Origin of the sequence: Zymobacter sp. IVIA_12111.31 C1 (assembly GCF_047495495.1) — a bacterium.
Classification (GTDB): Bacteria; Pseudomonadota; Gammaproteobacteria; order Pseudomonadales; family Halomonadaceae; genus Zymobacter.
Map to the genome: position 1 here is coordinate 1,183,590 of NZ_CP179930.1, position 18,796 is coordinate 1,202,385.

The following is an 18,796-nucleotide window of genomic DNA, read 5'->3' on the forward strand; positions in this document are numbered from 1 at the left end:
CCTCTGACTATGCAGAGGCGCTGCGCTCGTAAATCACCCGTTATAACGTCCCTTCTTCAGAAGTACGTAGACAGCGCCGGTGCCGCCGTCAATGGGCTGGGCCGAGCTGAAGGCGATCACCTCTGGCAGTTCGCGTAGCCATGCATTGACATGGCTCTTGATGACCGGATAGTCCGCCAATCCTCCCCATGCCTTACCGTGCACGACCAGCACACAGCGCATTCTTTCCGTCATGGCATCGTGAATGAAGTTTTCCAGTTCTTGGCGGGCTTCTTCCAGTGTATAGCCGTGAAGATCGAGCCCCGCCTGCCACTCGTACTCACCTTTCTTCAGTTTACTGATGGTGCGAGCGGGAAGGTCTGGCAGGAAGAACAGCAGTGACTGGCCCGGCGTAACGGGCTCGACCCGGCCATCACTGGTGCGTGAGCGAGCCTGGGTATCGTCTGTGTGGGTGGCTGCCATCCGGCGCGCCAGCAAGGCTTCGTCCTGTTCTTTCTTGGCACGCAGCGTTGCGCGTACGTCGGCACGATTGGTATGGCGCTCGTCTAGACGCTGCACCTTGATGTCCTTGAGTGCCTGACGGAACACGTCAAGATCATCGTCGAAACTGTCATTGTTCATCAGGGGCCTCCAGAAAAGTCACCAAAGTGAATTGCTACACATAACATAATAGTGACACAAAACCATATGCTTGCATGAAGATGTCGGCGATAGGGGCCATATTCTAACAGCTGTTATCTGATTCGATCGCCGTCATGATGCCGTGCGGTCAGCCGTTTAATCGTATCGCCTATGGGCAAGACGGGCAGGCCCACAGGGAGGGGTCATGGTTGTGCGCTATTCGAGCTTGTCAGTCCAGCGCTATTTCATGCTTCAGCCAATCCAGATAGTCCTGAATAGCCTGCTCATCGCGCATGCAATAAGACCATTTCTGGTGCTTCTGCACCGTAATAAAGCCCGCTTGTTTCAGAATGTCGAGGTGGCGACTGACCGTCGGCTGGGCGATACCAAGCGCCTCAGCAATCAGCGTCATGCAGACGCCGAGGGTCTCCGGGTCGGCTGACCACTGATGACTAAAGTGGGTCTTGGGGGCTTTCAGCAGCTGAAGGATGGTCATTCGCAGTTCGCTTGCCATCGCCTTTATTTGCATTGATCTGTTCATGTCTCCATCATATAGTCATATTGCAAAATTAGAAAGCGAAGCGAGCGATAAGGATCAAGGATATGAATATGCTGGAGCTACCCTACACCTGTTTCATTGAGGGTAATGCCGTGCGTTGGGGAAAGATGGGACAAGGGGCCCCGCTGGTTGCGCTGCATGGTACGCCTTTTTCATCGCAGGTCTGGCGACGCATTGTGCCTCAGCTGGTGGATCACCGTACCGTCTATTACTTCGATCTGGTGGGGTATGGTCAGTCCGAAATGCGGCAAGGGCAGGACGTCTCCCTGGGCATGCAGAATCGGGTGTTGGCAGCACTCTTTGGTGAATGGGGCCTTGTGCGGCCGGATGTACTCGCACACGATTTTGGCGGTGCGACTGCGCTGCGGGGTTACTATCTGAATGGGCTGCGCTATGCCTCGCTGACTCTTTTTGATGCAGTTTCACAGGCCCCGTGGGGATCGCCGCTTGTGCAGCATGTCCGTCAGCATGAAGAGGCTTTCGCTGGCATGCCTAACTATATGCACCGTGCCGTGCTACGTGAGTACCTGCAGACATCAGCAGCACAGCCGCTGTCCGAAGAAGCGCTGGCTATCTACATGACGCCTTGGATCGGTGAAGTAGGGCAGCCTGCGTTCTACCGGCAGATTGCTCAGATGGATCAGGCGTACACCGATGAAATAGAAGGGCAGTACGAGAGAATGGACTGTCCCGTCACTGTACTGTGGGGAGAAGAAGACGGCTGGTTGCCTGTCCATCAGGGAATTTCTCTGGCGGATCTTCTTTCCGATAAGCCCTGCATACGGGTGCCCGGCTGTGGTCATCTCATGCAGGAGGATCGGCCTGAAGCCATAGTGGCAGCGGTGTTGAAGACCATTGCACGGGCATGAATTGGCTGGAAACATCGGCTATCCAAGCAGAAGGCTGTCGTCGTACCACCCTCGCGGCGATAGCGTTAGCGCGGAGACTGACTTGCGGGCAGTGTCGTTGCCATGGCTCTAAGAGAACAAGGACCGGGCACGTGCAGCAATGGACGATAGGTGGCGCTTTATAAGAGAGCTTCTTCAGTATGAGTGGTAACGAAGCACGGGCGTTTCTCTTTAGAGACTGTTTCAAAACCCCAGCATCAGCTTCTTAAAACAGATCATGGCACATCGCAGCAACGTGAAGGCGCAGTAGATATCAAGTCGGCGTTCGTACCGAACGGCTAGCCGCCTAGCGTAATTGAGCCATGCAAAAGTGCGTTCTACTACCCAGCGGTGCCTGCCTAGCCTCGTACTACTATCCTTGCTGCGGTGCGCTATCCGCGGACTGATACCTCGAACAACACAGGCTTCTCGACAACGCTCGTAGTCATAGGCTTTGTCAGCGTGCAGTTTGTTCGGGCGATGCCGAGGGCGGCCGCGAGCGCCTTGCAGCTTAGGCACCGCTTCCAATAACGCCGTCAGCGGAACGCTATCGAGCATGTTTGCCCCAGAAAAAGCACTACCAACGGCACGCCATTGCCATCCGTCAGCAGATGACGCTTGCACCCTGAGCGCCCTCTATCAGTGGGATTGGGGCCTACGGCAGATCCCCTTTTTTCGCCTTTACGGATGAGCCATCCACGCAGGCGCGTTCCCAGTCGATGCGATCTGCCAGATGCAGGCGGTGTAACAGTTCATGATGGAGTTGTTGCCAAACGCCTGCCTCATGCCACTCTTTCAACTGTCGCCAACAGGTGGGACCGGAGCCAAAGCCTAGAGAGGTAGGCAGATGTCGCCAAGGAATCCCCGTCATCAGTACGAACAAGATGCCAGACAGCGCTTGTCGGGCAGATACACGAGGTCTTCCTCCGCGAGGGTCTGGCGTGTGCTCGGGGAGAAGAGGTTGGATGATATACCAGAATTCGTCAGGAAGTAGTGAAGTAGCCATGCAATGAGACTTTTGGGCAACATGGATTTTTTCAAGGGGTTTTGAAACAGCCTCTTAATGCCCGCAGTGAACGTTTTTTTACCGCTTCGAACATCTTTTCAAGAAAAGAGATAACCAAGAGGCTTTTAGATATTGCACTATACCATTATGTTTAAGCGCCATAACGTGCCGACTAATAGCCCATACCTTGTGCGCTCGCTATAATGGCGCGCAGAAGATGAAGTGATCGCATGTAAACATTATTCTTCTGTAACCATAATTGAACGCCAAAGGCCATTTTTATAGTGTGTCGGCGTGACGCTGGTTACAAAGCACGGTCGGTTACGATATGTGCATGTTAGAAATGTGCCAGATTAGGTAGTGCTTACTGATCTTATATAAAACAGAGCGTTGCAAGAAGAAATGTCGGTGCTACACGTTACTCTCGATTACACAATGATGCAGGTTATCGCTTGATTGCCCCTTGCGTCGGGGTAAACTTCCCGCATCTCTGATTGAATCATCCCTCAATTACACGAATCATAATCATACTATGTCCAACTTCGATAATTATGCCGCAGTGCCCGGTGAGCAGCCTTCCGTCCGCCTGCCGAGCCTGGATACGCTTCAGCTAAGCGATCATATCGTGGCCGAGGCGTTGCTGACGCCGCGCGATCTGCTGCGCTGGTGCACGAGCGTCTTCGAGCGGGGTCAGCAAGGAAAGCCGCTTTACTACGGGCATGGCACGACAACGGCCTGGGATGAAGCTGCGGCGCTGGTAATGGGCGCGCTGAATCTGCCTCATGAAGCAGCACCAGAAGTGCTAGATGCGCGTCTGCTGCGCGCTGAGCGTGACCATATCATCCGCTTGGCACGCCTGCGCATCGAAACGCGCCGTCCGCTGCCCTATCTGCTCGGTGAAGCTTGGTTTGCAGGGCTGCGTTTTAAGGTTGATGAGCGTGTACTGATTCCGCGTTCGCCCATTGCTGAGCTTATCGAAGACGGTTTTTCGAGCTGGTTCCCAGAACGGGATCCGGCGCGTGTGCTTGATCTGTGCACGGGGTCTGGTTGTATCGGTATTGCAGCAGCGCTGGCATTGCCTACCAGCCACGTCGTGCTGGCCGATATCAGTGACGATGCGTTGGATGTGGCGCGTATTAACCGCGACCGTTACGACCTGCAGCAGCGCGTGGATGTCGTTAAGAGTGATCTTTTCTCTGGGCTAGCAGGTCAGCGTTTCGACCTGATCGTCTCCAACCCACCCTATGTCGATGCTGATGATCTGGCGGCCATGCCCGCTGAATATCATCATGAACCGGCGCTGGCGCTTGGTTCTGGGGCTGACGGTCTTGATCTGACGCGCCGGATGCTTGCAGAAGCGCGCCAGTACCTGACAGATGATGGTATTCTTATCGTTGAGGTCGGCAACTCCGAGCGCCACCTGCAAGACGCTTACCCTGAACTGCCGTTCATCTGGATTGAATTCGAACGCGGTGGTCACGGTGTATTTGCCTTGCAGGCCAGTGATCTGGAGCTGCTTTCACGGTAATCGGCGGCTGCGCCAGACGGCAATGATAAGGTAGAGGAAATGGCGGGTAACACATTCGGCACCCTATTCACTGTAACGACGTTCGGCGAAAGCCACGGTCTGGCCCTGGGCGCGATCGTAGATGGCTGCCCGCCGGGAATTCCGCTCACCGAAGCGGATCTTCAGCACGATCTGGATCGTCGTCGACCGGGGCAATCCCGCCATACCACGCAGCGTCGCGAGCCGGATCAGGTGCGCATTCTGTCCGGTGTGTTCGAAGGGGTGACGACCGGCACGCCGATCGGGCTGCTGATTGAGAATACGGATCAGCGTTCCAAGGACTACTCGCAGATAAGTGAGCAGTTCCGACCGGCTCATGCTGACTACACCTATTGGCATAAGTATGGTCGCCGCGATTACCGTGGCGGTGGCCGTAGCAGTGCCCGTGAAACCGCTATGCGTGTGGCGGCTGGGGCCGTGGCGAAGAAGGTGCTGGCGGCTAAAGGCATTCAGGTGCGTGGCTACATGAGCCAGCTGGGGCCGATTGAACTGCCGTTCGTTGGCTGGGAGCACGTTGAGCAGAATGCTTTCTTCTGCGCCGACCCGAGCAAGGTGGAAGCGCTCGAAACCTATATGGATGAACTGCGCCGTGCGCAGGACTCCATTGGTGCCGTCATTACTGTCGTGGCTGAAGGCGTTCCGCCAGGTCTGGGCGAGCCTATTTTCGACCGTCTGGATGCCGAACTGGCGCACGGTCTGATGAGCATCAATGCCGTGAAGGGCGTTGAAATCGGTGCAGGTTTCGCCAGCGTGACGCAGCGTGGCTCAGAACACCGTGATGAGATGACGCCGGAAGGTTTCCTCTCCAACAATGCGGGTGGCATCTTGGGCGGCATTTCCAGCGGTCAGCCAATCGTTGCGCGCCTAGCGCTGAAACCAACCTCCAGCATCACCACGCCGGGGCGTAGCATTGATATCCACGGCGAGCCGATAGAGTTGGTCACCAAAGGGCGTCATGATCCCTGTGTGGGCATTCGTGCCACTCCCATTGCCGAGGCGATGATGGCATTGACCTTGGTGGATCACCTGATGCGCCATCGTGGTCAGTGTGGTGATGTTCACGTCGATACACCGGTACTACCGCAGTTGTAACGCCGCTGGCAATAAATGAGTCCAGAACACCGAGCCTGAAGCAGACCCCGCTTCAGGCTTTTTTGTTGTCGGATGAAAGGGGCCGTTAATGGGTGGGGGCAAATCGAGAGGAATTGTGGATTCGACACATGGCATTCTATAAGGCTATTGCCATTAACGGTGGGAAGAGCAACGCTGTCCGCCTGTCCGCCTGTCCGCCTGTCCGCCTGTCCGCCTGTCCGCCTGTCCGCCTGTCCGCCTGTCCGCCTGTCCGCCTGTCCGCCTGTCCGCCTGTCCGCCTGTCCGCCTGTCCGCCTGTCCGCCTGTCCGCCTGTCCGCCTGTCCGCCTGTCCGCCTGTCCGCCTGTCCGCCTGTCCGCCTAACCTTTCTTGTTCTGATGGGATGGGATATTCGAATTGACCGTGCTGTCCTGCGTGGCGCTCAGCAGGGCAAGCATCTGCTTGGCCGCGGCAGACAGGGTGCGGTCGCGGTGATGCAGTGCGCCTAGGCAGCGTTCGATAGGAGGACAGTCAACGGTCAGTCGCGTCACATTGTCATCGACCATGGTTTCGGGTAGCAGGCTCCAGCCCAGCCCCACCGAGGCCATCATCTTGAGGGTCTCAAGGTAATGGGTCGCCATCACCACCCGAGGGGCAAGGTGGGCTCGGGTAAAGCGGTCCATGATCAGGGAGCGTGTGAAGGTTAGCGGGTTCGGCAGTACCGCATCGTGCTGACTCAGTGTTTCCAGCGTCAGCGGTTGTTGGTTGCAGAGTGGGTCGTCGTGGCTGGTGACGAAGCAGAGTCTGTCACGCCACAGTGGCATGACGGCATAACGTGCGTCTTCATTTGGCGCAAGGGTAACCACTGCCAGCTCCAGTTCACCTTCTTTTATGCCGTGGTAGGCGTCTTCTGAGTCCAGAAAGCGCAGGTCGAGCTGTACATTAGGATAGTTCTGCCGAAACCGGCGCAGGATCGAGGGCAGGCGGTGCAGGCCAATGTGGTGGCTAGTGCCTAGCGTGAGTCTCCCGGTGATCTCGTGCTGATCATGCTGCAACGAACGCTGCGTGTCATCCATCAGCTCCAGAATCTGGTGCGCGCGAGGCAGCAGGCGCTGGCCCGCCTCGGTCAGCCGTACCTGGCGACCAATGCGGTCGAACAGCCGTTTGCCCAGCTGGTGTTCTAGGGTTGCCACGCGCTTGCTGACAGCAGATTGCGTCAGATGAAGGTGCTCGGCAGCCGTTGAGAACGAGTGGGCTTCTGCAACGGCAATAAAGGCGCGCAGCCCTTGGGTATCCATAACATATCACCTTTGATTGGCATCGTTGATTTGGGGAGGAGCATGGAGAGCGGCTGTATGTCTCTTGGTCACGAACGGTCACGTTATTATCTATTCTAGAATGGAATGGGTTGTATTAGAAATATGAATTGATTTCATGAGTGATGGCAGTGTAGTCTTGCTGCATATAGCGCATGTTTGACTATAAACGATATCTTGTTTCTGTCCTTGTGAAATCACAGCAATAAAATAGTGATTGTAGCAAGCATAAAGGTGTTTGTTGCTTGGCAAGGAAGGCAATTCTGGGAGAACGACATGGCAGGACAGACGCTTTACGACAAACTCTGGGCAGCGCACCTCGTGCAGCAGCGTGAAGATGGTTCTTCACTGCTCTACATCGATCGTCAGTTGCTGCACGAAGTCACGTCACCGCAGGCTTTCGAAGGGCTGCGTCTGGCGGGTCGCAAACCGTGGCGTCTGAGTGCCAACGTGGCCACGGCGGACCATAACGTGCCGACGACGCTGCTGGAGCGCAAGGAAGGCATTGACGGTATCCGGGATGATATCGCTCGTATTCAGGTATCCACGCTTGACGATAACTGCAGCGCCTTTGGTGTCACGCTGTTCTCAATCAACGATGAACGTCAAGGCATTGTGCACGTCATGGGGCCGGAGCAGGGCGCAACCTTGCCGGGCATGACAGTGGTCTGTGGCGATTCCCATACATCCACGCATGGTGCTTTTGCAGCCCTGTCACACGGTATCGGTACGTCCGAGGTCGAGCATGTGCTGGCGACCCAGTGCCTCATCCAGCAGAAGATGAAGAACATGCTGGTGCGTGTCGAAGGTGAGCTGGGTGCTGGTGTTACGGCGAAGGATGTCGTGTTGGCCGTAATCGGCCGCATCGGTACGGCTGGCGGTACCGGCTATGCCATCGAGTTCGCTGGTAGCGCGATCCGCAGCCTCAGCATGGAAGGCCGTATGACGGTATGCAACATGGCGATCGAAGCGGGGGCGCGTGTAGGGCTTGTCGCCGTCGACCAGACCACCATCGACTACATCAAGGGCCGCCCGTTTGCACCGAAACCGGAGCAGTGGGAAGCGGCTGTCGAAAGCTGGAAGCACTGGGTCTCCGATAAAGATGCGCATTTCGATCGCGTTGTCGAGATTAGCGCAGCGGATATCGAGCCGCAGGTCAGCTGGGGCACCAGTCCTGAAATGGTATTGCCGGTCAGTGCTGCCGTGCCTGATCCGGCCAAGGAAGCGGACGAAACGCGTCGTCGCAGTATCGAACGTGCGCTTGAATACATGGGCCTTGAAGCGAATCAGAAAATTTCTGATATCCCGGTAGACAAGGTGTTCATCGGTTCGTGCACCAACGGTCGTATCGAAGATATCCGTGAAGCCGCACGCGTTGCGAAAGGCCGTCACGTTGCGCCGTCCGTCAAGCTGGCGATGGTGGTGCCGGGGTCTGGGCTGGTCAAGAAACAGGCTGAGAAGGAAGGTCTTGACCGTATTTTGATTGAGGCAGGGTTTGAATGGCGTGAACCGGGTTGCTCCATGTGTCTGGCGATGAACGCCGACAAGCTGGGCAACGGTGAGCATTGTGCCTCCACGTCCAACCGCAACTTCGAAGGACGTCAGGGATACGGCGGTCGTACGCACCTCGTCAGCCCCGCCATGGCAGCGGCTGCAGCGATTGCGGGCCATTTCGTCGATGTCCGTGATTTCGACCCTGAACCGTTGGCGGCTACCGCCTGATTTCTGACCACAGTCCGTTCGGAGAATATTGGCATGGAAAAATTTACTCGTATGACCGGCCTCGTGGCACCGCTTGATCGCGCCAACGTGGACACTGACCTCATTATTCCGAAGCAGTTCCTCAAGTCCATCAAGCGGACGGGGTTCGGCCCCAACCTGTTCGATGAGCTTCGCTACCTTGATGAAGGGCAGCCGGGCCAAGATTGCAGCACACGACCGCTTAACCCCGAGTTCGTCCTCAACAAGCCGCGCTACAAAGGGGCACAGGTGCTGATCGCGCGCGACAACTTCGGCTGCGGTAGCTCTCGTGAGCACGCCCCGTGGGCACTGAAGGACTTCGGTTTCCGTGCGGTCATCGCGCCGAGTTTTGCAGATATCTTCTACAATAACTCGTTCAAGAACGGGCTGTTGCTGATTCGTCTGGATGCCGAGATCGTCGATCAGCTGTTCCGCGAAGTCGACGCGAACGAAGGCTATGCGCTGGATATCGACCTGACCGAGCAGAAGGTCACCACGCCAAGCGGTGAAACGTTCTCGTTTGATATTGACCCGTTCCGCAAGCACTGTCTTGAAGAAGGGCTGGACGATATCGGCATTACCCTCCAGCAGGCGGATGCCATTCGGGCCTTCGAAGCGCGTTATCATCAACAGTTCCCTTGGCTGGCCTAAGGGATGACTTTCAAGGGGCCGAGACGATCGGCCCCTTTCTGGCCGTGGTGCGATAAGGCATCATGGCTGCTGAAAATATAGGCGCGTATCGCGAAGGTTGAATGCAGAAGGCCTCCGATAGCGATCATTCATTCTGGAGAAGAAAGATGACAAACCGCATTCTGGTATTGCCGGGGGATGGTATCGGGCCGGAAATTACAGCAGAAGCCGTCAAGGTGCTGGATGCCTGCTACGAAGAAGGCTTCGACATGGAGCTGGTGTTCGGAAAAGTCGGCGGGGATGCTATTGATGCCACAGGCGTACCGCTTCCCGATGAAACCCTGAAAGCCGCTCATGATGCCGATGCCATCCTGCTGGGTGCCGTTGGCGGCCCTAAATGGGAAGCACTGGAACCGCGCGAACATCGTCCTGAAAAAGGCCTGCTGGGTATTCGCAAAGGCCTGGAACTGTATGCCAACCTGCGCCCTGCAATCCTGTACCCGCAGCTGGCGGAAGCCTCCACGCTGCGCCCGGAAGTGGTGTCCGGTCTGGATATCATGATCGTGCGCGAACTGACCGGTGACATCTACTTCGGCGAGCCGCGCGGTTTCGGCGAGAAGGAAGATGGCACACGCTATGGTTACAACACGTACATCAGCGATGAAAAAGAAATTCGTCGCATCGGTCGTACGGCGTTCGATCTGGCTCGCAAACGCAATCGCAAAGTGTGCTCTGTCGATAAAGCGAACGTGCTGGAAGCGTCCATGCTGTGGCGCGAAATCATGAACGACATCGCGAAGGACTACCCGGATGTCGAACTGTCCCACATGTACATCGACAATGCGTCTATGCAGCTGGTGCGTGCGCCGAAGCAGTTCGATGTGATCGTGACCGGCAACATGTTCGGTGACATCTTGTCTGATGAAGCCTCTATGCTGACGGGCTCTATCGGTATGCTGCCGTCCGCCTCCCTCAATGCTAGCGGTCAAGGTATGTTCGAACCGAGTCACGGCAGTGCGCCGGATATCGCGGGCCAGAACATCGCTAACCCGCTGGCGACGATCCTGTCCGCTGCCATGATGCTGCGTTACTCGCTGGAAGCGCCCGAGCTGGCCGATCGCATCGAACGCGCCGTAGGCGACGTGTTGGATCAGGGGCTGCGCACGGCCGACATCATGCAGGAGGGAGCTCGTCGCGTCACGACCTCCGAAATGGGTGATGCCGTGGTTGAAGCGTTCAAACGCTTGAAATGACCCATTGCTCCTAGCGGCAATGCAGGCCCGGTGGCAATGCCATCGGGCCTGTGTATTTATGGGCCTTTCGCACTTTCATTCCCCCATCTCCTTGGGTGCTCCTGGCAATAGCCTTACATTCCGTTTTCGTCGGTGATGATACGTTTGATGGCGATTGCATGCGTCTCTGATTGCTTGCTAGCGCCTGCGCTCTTATCGCCGCCAGATATTCTTCTATGTTGATGACGCATTGACGATAGGTCGGTAAAGAGAACGCTACCGTTTCCTGCCTGTTGATAAGGTGGTCCAGAGTCTAGTGCGCCACGCGACCAAGTAAAGCTGGGCAGAAGAGAAGTGGCTCCTGTAATGACTCGCCCTGGCGCTGGCATCTCGGTGGTGTGCAAGCATATAGTTCTCGCCAGATAGGGATGAGCGTGTTTCATAACCTCAATACTCATGTCATTGAAGGGGGCTCACGTCACAAAAGTGCGACATAAACCATCTATTTCAGGAATGGCAAAAGCAATCACTTAGGTTATGAAACAGACTCTAAATACTATATAAAAAATTACCGTACTGTTATTGCTTAAACTTCAAGGCATGTTGCTGCAAGGTATCCTATTGATGATAGGAATATGATGAATGATGGCAGCCATGAGTCACCATACTGAAATTAGAGACGGCTTCATAACCTGAATGATTGCTTTTACTCTTTCTAAAATAGACGGCTTCTACCGCGATTTTGCGGTCTTAATCCCCTTCAATGACATCGACATTGGGGTTATGAGACATGCTCTCAATGGGAATATTCATAACCAGCACTTAGAGTCTGTTTCATAACCTAAGTGATTGCTTTTGCCATTCCTGAAATAGATGGTTTATGTCGCACTTTTGTGACGTGAGCCCCCTTCAATGACATGAGTATTGAGGTTATGAAACACGCTCTTAGAGAGTGTTTAATAACTTCAATATTTGTGTCATTCAAGTGCCTAACACTACAGAAATGTGGCAAAAATCATCTGCTCTAGATAGGGCAAAATAAATTATTTGGGCTATAAAGTGGTCTTTTAATAAGGGTGTAAGTAAATAGGCTGGGTTTGCGGATATTTTACAATCGTATGGCATAAATGATAAAGGCCTTGTATTTTGCATTGAGCATCAACGCCATTAGATTAGTAACGGTTGGTTTTGTATTTTTATTACAGGCTGTCATTATTTTAGCAGTTGCACTGATTCCTTGATACTGTATATATCTTTCTATCCTTTTTATATTACAAGTAGTAACGCATTGATCATCAATTATTTGATAATGACACTTCCATCGCTGTTATCACTATTATTGCCTTCCCTGAGACACGTAGACTTATCTGTTCTCGTTGATTTGCTGTTTTCATATTCTAGCGTGTGCTGATGCTTATCTTGGGAGGTATGCCGATATAGAGCATATGCCTTTGATGTGGGTGAGGCCATGGCGTGTTCTTGATGCTGGGTGTGTATCTTGAGCCGTACCGTAAAGAAAAACCGTGCAGTGTTGCAGATCGGGTAGAGGCCCACCGATCATGGGCGTATGCTATTTGAGTAGCGTGCTAAGTGGCGGCAAGGGTGGTGTTTTCGCCGTGCGGCGGATAGGCGCAAGTCGGGCATTGTTATCCGTGGGTGGCAGCGCTATCGGATGGCGTGGTGTATCAGGTCTTTCTCGTGACAGGTGATTCATGGAGCTCAACTGGAAAAGAAATCTTGCGTCAGTGTGGCTAGGGTGTTTCTTCACAGGGTTGGCCATGAGTCAGATCATGCCTTTCCTCCCGCTCTATGTGGAGCAGCTGGGCATCCATGAGCATGGGGCATTAAGTTTGTGGTCAGGTCTGGTGTTCAGCAGTACCTTTCTGGTGGCCGCTATCGTTGCGCCGCTGTGGGGCAGTCTGGCAGACAGAATGGGACGACGCCCCATGTTGCTGCGTGCGGCACTGGGCATGGCCATCGCGATTGCCTTGCAAGGCATGGCGACCAATGTCTACCAGCTGGTAGCGCTGCGGGCATTGATGGGGCTGGCATCAGGTTTTATTCCCAATGGCATGGCGCTGGTGGCTTCTCAAGCCCCCCGCGAGCGCAGCGGCTGGGCGCTTGGAACGTTGTCGACGGCGCAGGTAACGGGAGTTATTGCTGGGCCGTTGCTGGGTGGCTTTCTGGCCGACCACATTGGTCTCCGGTGGGTCTTCATGCTGACGTCGGGCATGATGTTTATAAGCTTTCTGGTCACGCTCTTTCTGATTCGGGAGGGACGCGTGGTTCAGGTCGAGCGCAAGGACCATATGAGCAACCGCGCGGTGTTTCGCTCGTGGCAGTACCCGATGCTGATGCTGACCCTGTTCATTACTACCCTGATGATTCAGGTTGCCAACGGCTCCATTGGGCCGGTGCTGACGCTGTTTATTCGCTATCTGATCGGCGGAGGGCAGGAGAACGTCGCCTTCATGAGCGGGATAGTGGCCTCGCTGCCCGGTATTGCGGCCTTGATCGCGGCTCCTCGGTTGGGACGTCTGGGCGACAAGGTTGGTATGGCAAGGATCCTAGTGCCAGCGTTGGCAGTCGCGGCGCTACTGTTCATCGCGATGTCGTTGGTCGCGACCCCGTGGCAGCTGGCAGGGCTGCGCTTTCTGCTTGGTTTTGCCGATGGCGCGTTACTGCCAGCGGTGCAGACCCTGCTGGTCACTTTCAGTAGCCAGCGGGTGACAGGCCGCGTGCTGGGCTACAATCAGTCCTTTCTATACTTGGGCAATATGCTAGGCCCTATGATGGGGTCGACCGTCTCTGCGCTGTGGGGGTTCCGCTGGGTGTTCGTTGCTACTTCGGTATTGGTAGCCATTAACGCGATCCAGCTATTCATCAATGTGCGGCGTTTGCCACGAGAGGTACGGTATGGGCACAAGCTGCCCGAGGACAAGATGGCGTCTCGCTGATGACTAAATAAAAAGGCCGCTGAATGCGGCCTTTTTATTTGATAGGACATCGTCATCATTATGATACGTACTTATCGGTTAGTGCCTCTTATAGCTGAGGTGACGATACAATAGACAATGCCCTTTAAAAAGAAAAACGCGCCAGCGGGCGCGCTTAATAGGAGATGCTTTTTTCATATCGGCAAAAGTCGCAGTGCCTTGAGTAAATTATCGAGCATGTCTTCTTGCTATATGAACATGCGGCCCTGAAAGAAGATGAGGACTTCTGCAGGGTGACACTGCGCTTATATGAACGCATGGCGTGTAAAAAGGGACGCATGGAAGCCATGCGTCAAACAAGAGCCTTTTGACACGCCATACTTATCGGCGCAAAAAAATCTATTTTTAGCATTCCTTTCATTTTTGTCTGATTTAGTAAATCCACACACTGAAAATGAGAAGGGCGCTCGATTAACGATTCTTGCGCCCTTTATGATGTTTGATATATCGATATTGTAAGCCCTGAAGGCTGACAACTACTGCGCTGCTGAGTACGCCTTGAGAATCAGTGTGCGTGCGCTGTCGTCGACATCGCCGAACCAGTCGAACGTTGTCGTGGTCAGCGTGCCGCTGGCACGCTGTCGCTCACGAATCAAGGCACCACGCACGTTGCTGTGGATGTCGACCAGTGCGATGTACTGCTCCGAGCTGCATTCATGGGGTTTGCAGCCAGTGATCACGGTATAGATAAGGCCGTCCTGTTCATATTTGCCCACCGGACTGGCGGTACCATAGCTGGCCACCCATTTGTGCTGCTTCAGCAAGGGCTTTGTGGCGCGCTGGAAGGCCTGCTGAGTTTGCGGATGGCTTTTCATATAAGCGTCAGGATAGGTTTGAGCTTCGTCTGCCATGGCCTGACCCATCGTCAGCAGGCCCAATGCTGCGAATAGCAGGTGAGTGGCGGTGTGGCAAAATGTAGCATGCAGTGACGGGCGCATAGTAAGGCTCCTTCAGCGAAAGAAAAATGAGCGAGATGGAGAACGCTCATATTGGCTCAAGATAGCGTCTTTTTACGAAAAGTGAACGGCGTTTAGTGTCAATTGGATAAAAACGTAGTGTTATAGAGAATTCCGTTAGGGGACGATAATAGTTGTATTCAAAAGTAAACACGTTTCGTCTATCCAACCAAGGTGGCATAGAAGCCCCTGTCAAAAAGGATAACTATACGTGCAAGCCTAACGGTAACAGTCGTGTTTTCAGAGAAAGGCATCTCTATGGTGCGGTTTTTCAATGAAAAACGAGACATGTTGCTTCTGTGATGGGCACCTATTTCCATTGGTTATTCATTGACCATTCCCCTATGGCAACCCTGACACAAGGAGCGCCTCAAATGCTCAACAATGAAACCCTGTCTACTCTGCCGAGCTCCATTGCTACGCCCGACTACGATCGCAGCACTGTAACTCCGGGTATCGTTCACTTCGGTATGGGTAACTTCTTCCGTGCTCACGAAGCGTTCTACATTGATCGTTGCCTGGCGCGTGAAGATCAGCGTGACTGGGGTATTGTCGGTGTCGAACTGATCGACAACGACGCTATGCGTGAAAAAGCGGCGGCCTACAAACGTCAGAACGGTCTGTACTCTCTGACTGAAGTTGATTCCGACGGCAGCTCTTCCGTTCGTGTCATCGGTTCCGTTATCGACTACATGCACGCACCGGAAAATCCGGAAGCCGTCATCAAGCTGCTGGCTGATCCGGCTATCCGCATCATCAGCATGACCATCACTGAAGGTGGCTACAACATCGACGAGAACACAGGTGAGTTCAATCTTGAACACGCTGGTGTCAAGCACGATCTGGCCAACCCGCAGAAACCGCAGACCGTTTTCGGTCTGGTGATCGAAGCGCTGCGTCGTCGTCGTGATGCAGGCGTAGGTCCGTTCACCATCCTGTCCTGCGACAACCTGCGTCACAACGGTACGGTCGCTAAGAAAGCCTTCACTGGTTTCGCACGTGCTGCCGATGCTGAACTGGCTCAGTGGATCGAAGCGAACGTCACGTTCCCGAACGCCATGGTTGACCGCATCACGCCGGCCGTTACTGCTGACGCGATCAAAAAACTGAATGCAGGCAGTGGTCTGCAGGACGAACTGCCGCTGCTGACCGAAACCTTCATTGACTGGGTTCTGGAAGACAAGTTCTGCGCAGGTCGCCCGGATGTGGCCGCTGTTGGCGCTCGCATGACAGACGACGTGACTGGCTACGAGCAGGTCAAAGTTCGCATGCTGAACGCTTCTCACACCATGCTGGCTTGCCCTGCAGTACTGCTGGGCTATGAATTCGTTCACGAAGCCATGCAGGACCGTGATCTGGCCGCACTGCTGGAAAACTTCCTGAACCTCGACGTTATCCCGACGCTGGATGCTCCGGCTGATCTGGATGTCCAGGAATACAAACGCTCTGTTCTCAACCGTTTTGCCAACCCGGCAATGGCTGACCAGCTGCTGCGTATCGCGGGCGACACCAACTCCAAGATCCAGGTATTCTGGACGGATACGTTCGAACGCAACCTGAAAGCTGGCAACGACATTTCTCGTCTGGCCTTCGGTGCAGCAGCATGGCTGGAAGTGCTGTGCGGCAAGAACGAAAAAGGTGAATCCTTCGAAACGTTCGAACCGACGCTGACCGCTGAACAGCGTGCTCTGGCGCAAAGCGATGATCTGGCAAAAGGTCTGGAACTGTCTGCATTCGATCCGTTCCGCGCTCAGATCAACGATGCCTTCCGTGCCGCAGTGGTTGAAGCACGCCAGGCCATCCGTGCAAACGGTGTTAAAGGCGCTCTGCCGAAAGCGTAATGACATAACGAGCAGGACAGCGGTTAACAATGCTGACCTAGCTCTACCGTCATAACGTCAAAGAGGGAACGGATTCGTCCGTTCCCTCTTTTTTTATGTGCTGTGAACAGGCTGAGTGTGCTGTGAAGGGAGGAGTAGTGTACGGCTTGTCATTTGCAAAATGGGGTACGAATGCTTTGATGCGGTCACTGGGCAGGCCTCATGGAGGCTCTATTTTTCGCTAATGCTCACGGGGTAGCCTTGGAAAGGCTATGGATGCGCTTGTTGCGCTGGTGAGGTTGGACTGATTAAGCAACAGGCCAACAAGGATGGTCTTGATCACATGCTGATCCCGATAGGGTGCCAACGGCGCGAGCCGGACGGCTGGCTTCATGTGCCCTGTTATGGGCGTTGACCCATTGGGTAACGGCGAGTCTACACGTTGAAGATAGAGCATGCTGACCATTATCGGTGACTGCGGCAGGTGGCATAAAAAGCAGTGTCGGCATCTTCCTTTGACCTGATTTTCCGCATCATGATGAGATCGGTTGAGAAATACGGCTCATGCTTTTTACTTTTTAAGCCGTTGCCTAAAAGGCATTACCGCTATCGTGGAGGGTTCTGCACCGCCATGAAGAGAAGGGCCATCACCGCATTGATGTTGCGCTGGCCAAGCGGTCCACTCCGGTCTGAATACAGGCTAAATCCCACAATAAGGCATAATATTGCGGATAAAAGGCATGTATTTCCGCGAAATGTGGCGCTACAACGTGTGACAATGGTCGTCACACGTATCATGCGTTCATGATATGACTAAAGCGTTATCTAAAGCGCTACAAGCAGAACGTTACTTTGAGAGAAGGGAGAACGGTATGAAACGACTCGCGTGGGGCATCATCGGCAGTGCGCTTGTACTGGCGTTCAACGTATCCGCAACCGTGGCACCGTCCTGTACCGATGCTGCTGGCAGTGTGCGCTGTGTCAGCGTAGATGTGGCCAATGGGCAGGGTTCTTCATCGGCAGGGGTGTCCGGCAATGGTCATCGCCCGCAGGTTGAAGAGCGCCATGTGGGCTCTTCCCCCGTCTCTCGTACCGCATCGCCTGCGGCATCTTATCCGTTGTCGTCCAGTACATCGGGTGTGAATGAGGATGCTCAGTATGACGATGGCTGTGAATGACGGTCGTCGATCAGTAGGGCACGCCTCTGCCATTAAACGGGTAGGCTCAAGGTTTATTGCGTCGCCGTTTCCAGCAGGGTGATATTGTCCAGTGCTGCACCATTATCCGTACCACACAAGGAGAGGTCGTAGTCGAAGGCACGACAGACCGTTGGGCGCTCGGGAAGGCCAAACAGTCGACATAGATTGCGGTCATCAAGTTGTGCGCAGCGTACGCCGGCCGGCTTGCCTTCCGGCATGCCGGGAATCGGTGATGTGATGGAGGGGGCGATGCAGCAGGCACCACAGCCAGGGCGGCACCCTTGATCCGAAGAGGCGGTGGGAATACGGGCATTCATGGTCGGTCCTCTTCGGAGTGATGGGCGATGTGGTGCGGAGTTAACGGTGTGCTTCAGCAATGGCACCCTTGCCGATACCTTCGAAAGCTTGCACGCGAATGCGGCCAGGCTGCATCAGTGCGGTTTCATTGGCGATCCACTGGGCAATCTGTTCGACGGTGGTTGTCGTGGGCAGAATAGCGGCACGCTGGCGCGGCAGCGTCATGCGGAAGTGGCCTTGGGGGGCATCATACGCGAGCGAGAGTGTATCGCCATCCTCGGCACCGATACAGTCCTCGCGATCTGCCAGATAGATATCCGCCAGTCGTTCGCACCAGTGCTGGATCAGGGCTTCATCTAGCTCGCCGTCGCGCCAGATGTACAGGCGGGAGCGATGGCCGTGAGCGATGCGCTGGCAGTTGCCGATATGACGCTTGAGGCCGTGGCTGTAGCCATAGCAGAAGCCTTCAGGAATTGGTTCTTCACGCAGCGTGAGCTGAATATCGGTGACACGCGCCGGGGGACGCTTCATCAGCTGCTCCGACAGATAGCGACCAATGCGATCGGCGTCGATGACCTGCCAAGGCAGCAGGGTGAACGCTTGACGCGGTGCGCGGATTTCCATCGGCCACGGCGAAGAGAAACGTACGCACAGCCCTTCACGGCATTCCGTGACGCTGACGCCCGCCATTTTCGTCGGTACCAGCAGCGTATGGTCTAAGGTGCCATCGACGTGCTGCTTGACCCACGGTTTGACTTCACCGAAGTCGAACAGCATGCCGTCTTCGCCCAGTTCTCCGTTCAGCAGCAGATCGACGTGCCAGCTGGCCCCAACTAAGCCGCGTTCACCGCACCACCAAGACAGGTCGAGTGCGGAAAGGCCGTGTACGAAAAGACTCAT

Annotated in this window: 16 protein-coding genes and 1 pseudogene; 10 read left to right on the forward strand and 7 right to left on the reverse strand. The window is 54.8% G+C overall.

What is annotated here, in order from left to right:
- Positions 1–33: 33 nt before the first annotated feature.
- Positions 34–621 (reverse strand): Smr/MutS family protein, encoded by a 588-nt coding sequence (locus ACMHYW_RS05310; protein WP_414501193.1) that lies wholly within the window; start codon positions 619–621, stop codon positions 34–36.
- A gap of 229 nt (positions 622–850) precedes the next feature.
- On the reverse strand, positions 851–1,162 hold the full coding sequence (locus ACMHYW_RS05315) for an ArsR/SmtB family transcription factor (protein ID WP_414501194.1): 312 nt from the start codon (positions 1,160–1,162) through the stop codon (positions 851–853).
- 62 nt (positions 1,163–1,224) lie between these two features.
- Here ACMHYW_RS05315 and ACMHYW_RS05320 point away from each other — a divergent pair, with 62 nt between their 5' ends.
- Positions 1,225–2,049: an alpha/beta fold hydrolase gene (locus ACMHYW_RS05320; RefSeq protein WP_414501195.1), complete on the forward strand. Its 825-nt coding sequence runs from the start codon at positions 1,225–1,227 to the stop codon at positions 2,047–2,049.
- Positions 2,050–2,271: 222 nt separating this feature from the next.
- Here ACMHYW_RS05320 and ACMHYW_RS05325 read toward each other — a convergent pair.
- Positions 2,272–3,073, reverse strand: a pseudogene (locus ACMHYW_RS05325) (IS5 family transposase).
- 532 nt (positions 3,074–3,605) lie between these two features.
- Between ACMHYW_RS05325 and prmB the strand changes: the two are divergent.
- From prmB to ACMHYW_RS05340, 3 genes are all read left to right on the forward strand, one after another.
- Positions 3,606–4,601 carry a 50S ribosomal protein L3 N(5)-glutamine methyltransferase gene (gene prmB, locus ACMHYW_RS05330; RefSeq protein ID WP_414501196.1) on the forward strand — a complete coding sequence of 332 codons (996 nt, stop codon included), beginning with the start codon at positions 3,606–3,608 and terminating at the stop codon, positions 4,599–4,601.
- Between the two features lie 39 nt (positions 4,602–4,640).
- Positions 4,641–5,732, forward strand: a complete 1,092-nt coding sequence (aroC, locus tag ACMHYW_RS05335) for a chorismate synthase (protein ID WP_414501197.1) — start codon at positions 4,641–4,643, stop codon at positions 5,730–5,732.
- A gap of 128 nt (positions 5,733–5,860) precedes the next feature.
- Positions 5,861–6,094 carry a hypothetical protein gene (locus tag ACMHYW_RS05340; protein WP_414501198.1) on the forward strand — a complete coding sequence of 78 codons (234 nt, stop codon included), beginning with the start codon at positions 5,861–5,863 and terminating at the stop codon, positions 6,092–6,094.
- Here the strand turns inward: ACMHYW_RS05340 and ACMHYW_RS05345 are convergent.
- A complete protein-coding gene (locus tag ACMHYW_RS05345; protein ID WP_414501199.1) occupies positions 6,091–7,008 on the reverse strand; it encodes a LysR family transcriptional regulator in 918 nt (305 codons plus the stop codon). The two genes, ACMHYW_RS05340 and ACMHYW_RS05345, sit on opposite strands and share 4 nt — an antisense overlap.
- Positions 7,009–7,302: 294 nt before the next feature.
- On the opposite strand from ACMHYW_RS05345, the gene leuC reads away from it, so the two are divergent.
- The 4 genes from leuC (at position 7,303) to ACMHYW_RS05365 (ending at position 13,585) form a co-directional block, all read left to right on the forward strand.
- Entirely contained in the window at positions 7,303–8,748 is a 1,446-nt protein-coding gene (gene leuC / locus ACMHYW_RS05350) for a 3-isopropylmalate dehydratase large subunit (protein ID WP_414501200.1), read from the forward strand.
- 33 nt (positions 8,749–8,781) lie between these two features.
- On the forward strand, positions 8,782–9,417 hold the full coding sequence (gene leuD, locus ACMHYW_RS05355; protein WP_414501201.1) for a 3-isopropylmalate dehydratase small subunit: 636 nt from the start codon (positions 8,782–8,784) through the stop codon (positions 9,415–9,417).
- Between the two features lie 146 nt (positions 9,418–9,563).
- Entirely contained in the window at positions 9,564–10,649 is a 1,086-nt protein-coding gene (gene leuB, locus ACMHYW_RS05360) for a 3-isopropylmalate dehydrogenase (protein ID WP_027705386.1), read from the forward strand.
- Between the two features lie 1,757 nt (positions 10,650–12,406).
- Positions 12,407–13,585 (forward strand): multidrug efflux MFS transporter, encoded by a 1,179-nt coding sequence (locus tag ACMHYW_RS05365; RefSeq protein WP_414501202.1) that lies wholly within the window; start codon positions 12,407–12,409, stop codon positions 13,583–13,585.
- Positions 13,586–14,100: 515 nt separating this feature from the next.
- Here ACMHYW_RS05365 and ACMHYW_RS05370 read toward each other — a convergent pair.
- Positions 14,101–14,562 (reverse strand): Ivy family c-type lysozyme inhibitor, encoded by a 462-nt coding sequence (locus ACMHYW_RS05370; protein WP_414501203.1) that lies wholly within the window; start codon positions 14,560–14,562, stop codon positions 14,101–14,103.
- 392 nt (positions 14,563–14,954) lie between these two features.
- Here ACMHYW_RS05370 and ACMHYW_RS05375 point away from each other — a divergent pair, with 392 nt between their 5' ends.
- A complete protein-coding gene (locus ACMHYW_RS05375) occupies positions 14,955–16,421 on the forward strand; it encodes a mannitol dehydrogenase family protein (RefSeq protein ID WP_414501204.1) in 1,467 nt (488 codons plus the stop codon).
- Positions 16,422–17,272: 851 nt separating this feature from the next.
- Entirely contained in the window at positions 17,273–17,578 is a 306-nt protein-coding gene (locus ACMHYW_RS05380) for a hypothetical protein (protein WP_414501205.1), read from the forward strand.
- Positions 17,579–17,631: 53 nt separating this feature from the next.
- On the opposite strand, the gene ACMHYW_RS05385 is transcribed toward ACMHYW_RS05380, so the two are convergent.
- A complete protein-coding gene (locus ACMHYW_RS05385; protein WP_414501206.1) occupies positions 17,632–17,916 on the reverse strand; it encodes a YkgJ family cysteine cluster protein in 285 nt (94 codons plus the stop codon).
- A gap of 40 nt (positions 17,917–17,956) precedes the next feature.
- On the reverse strand, positions 17,957–18,796 hold the full coding sequence (locus ACMHYW_RS05390) for a 6-pyruvoyl trahydropterin synthase family protein (RefSeq protein WP_414501207.1): 840 nt from the start codon (positions 18,794–18,796) through the stop codon (positions 17,957–17,959).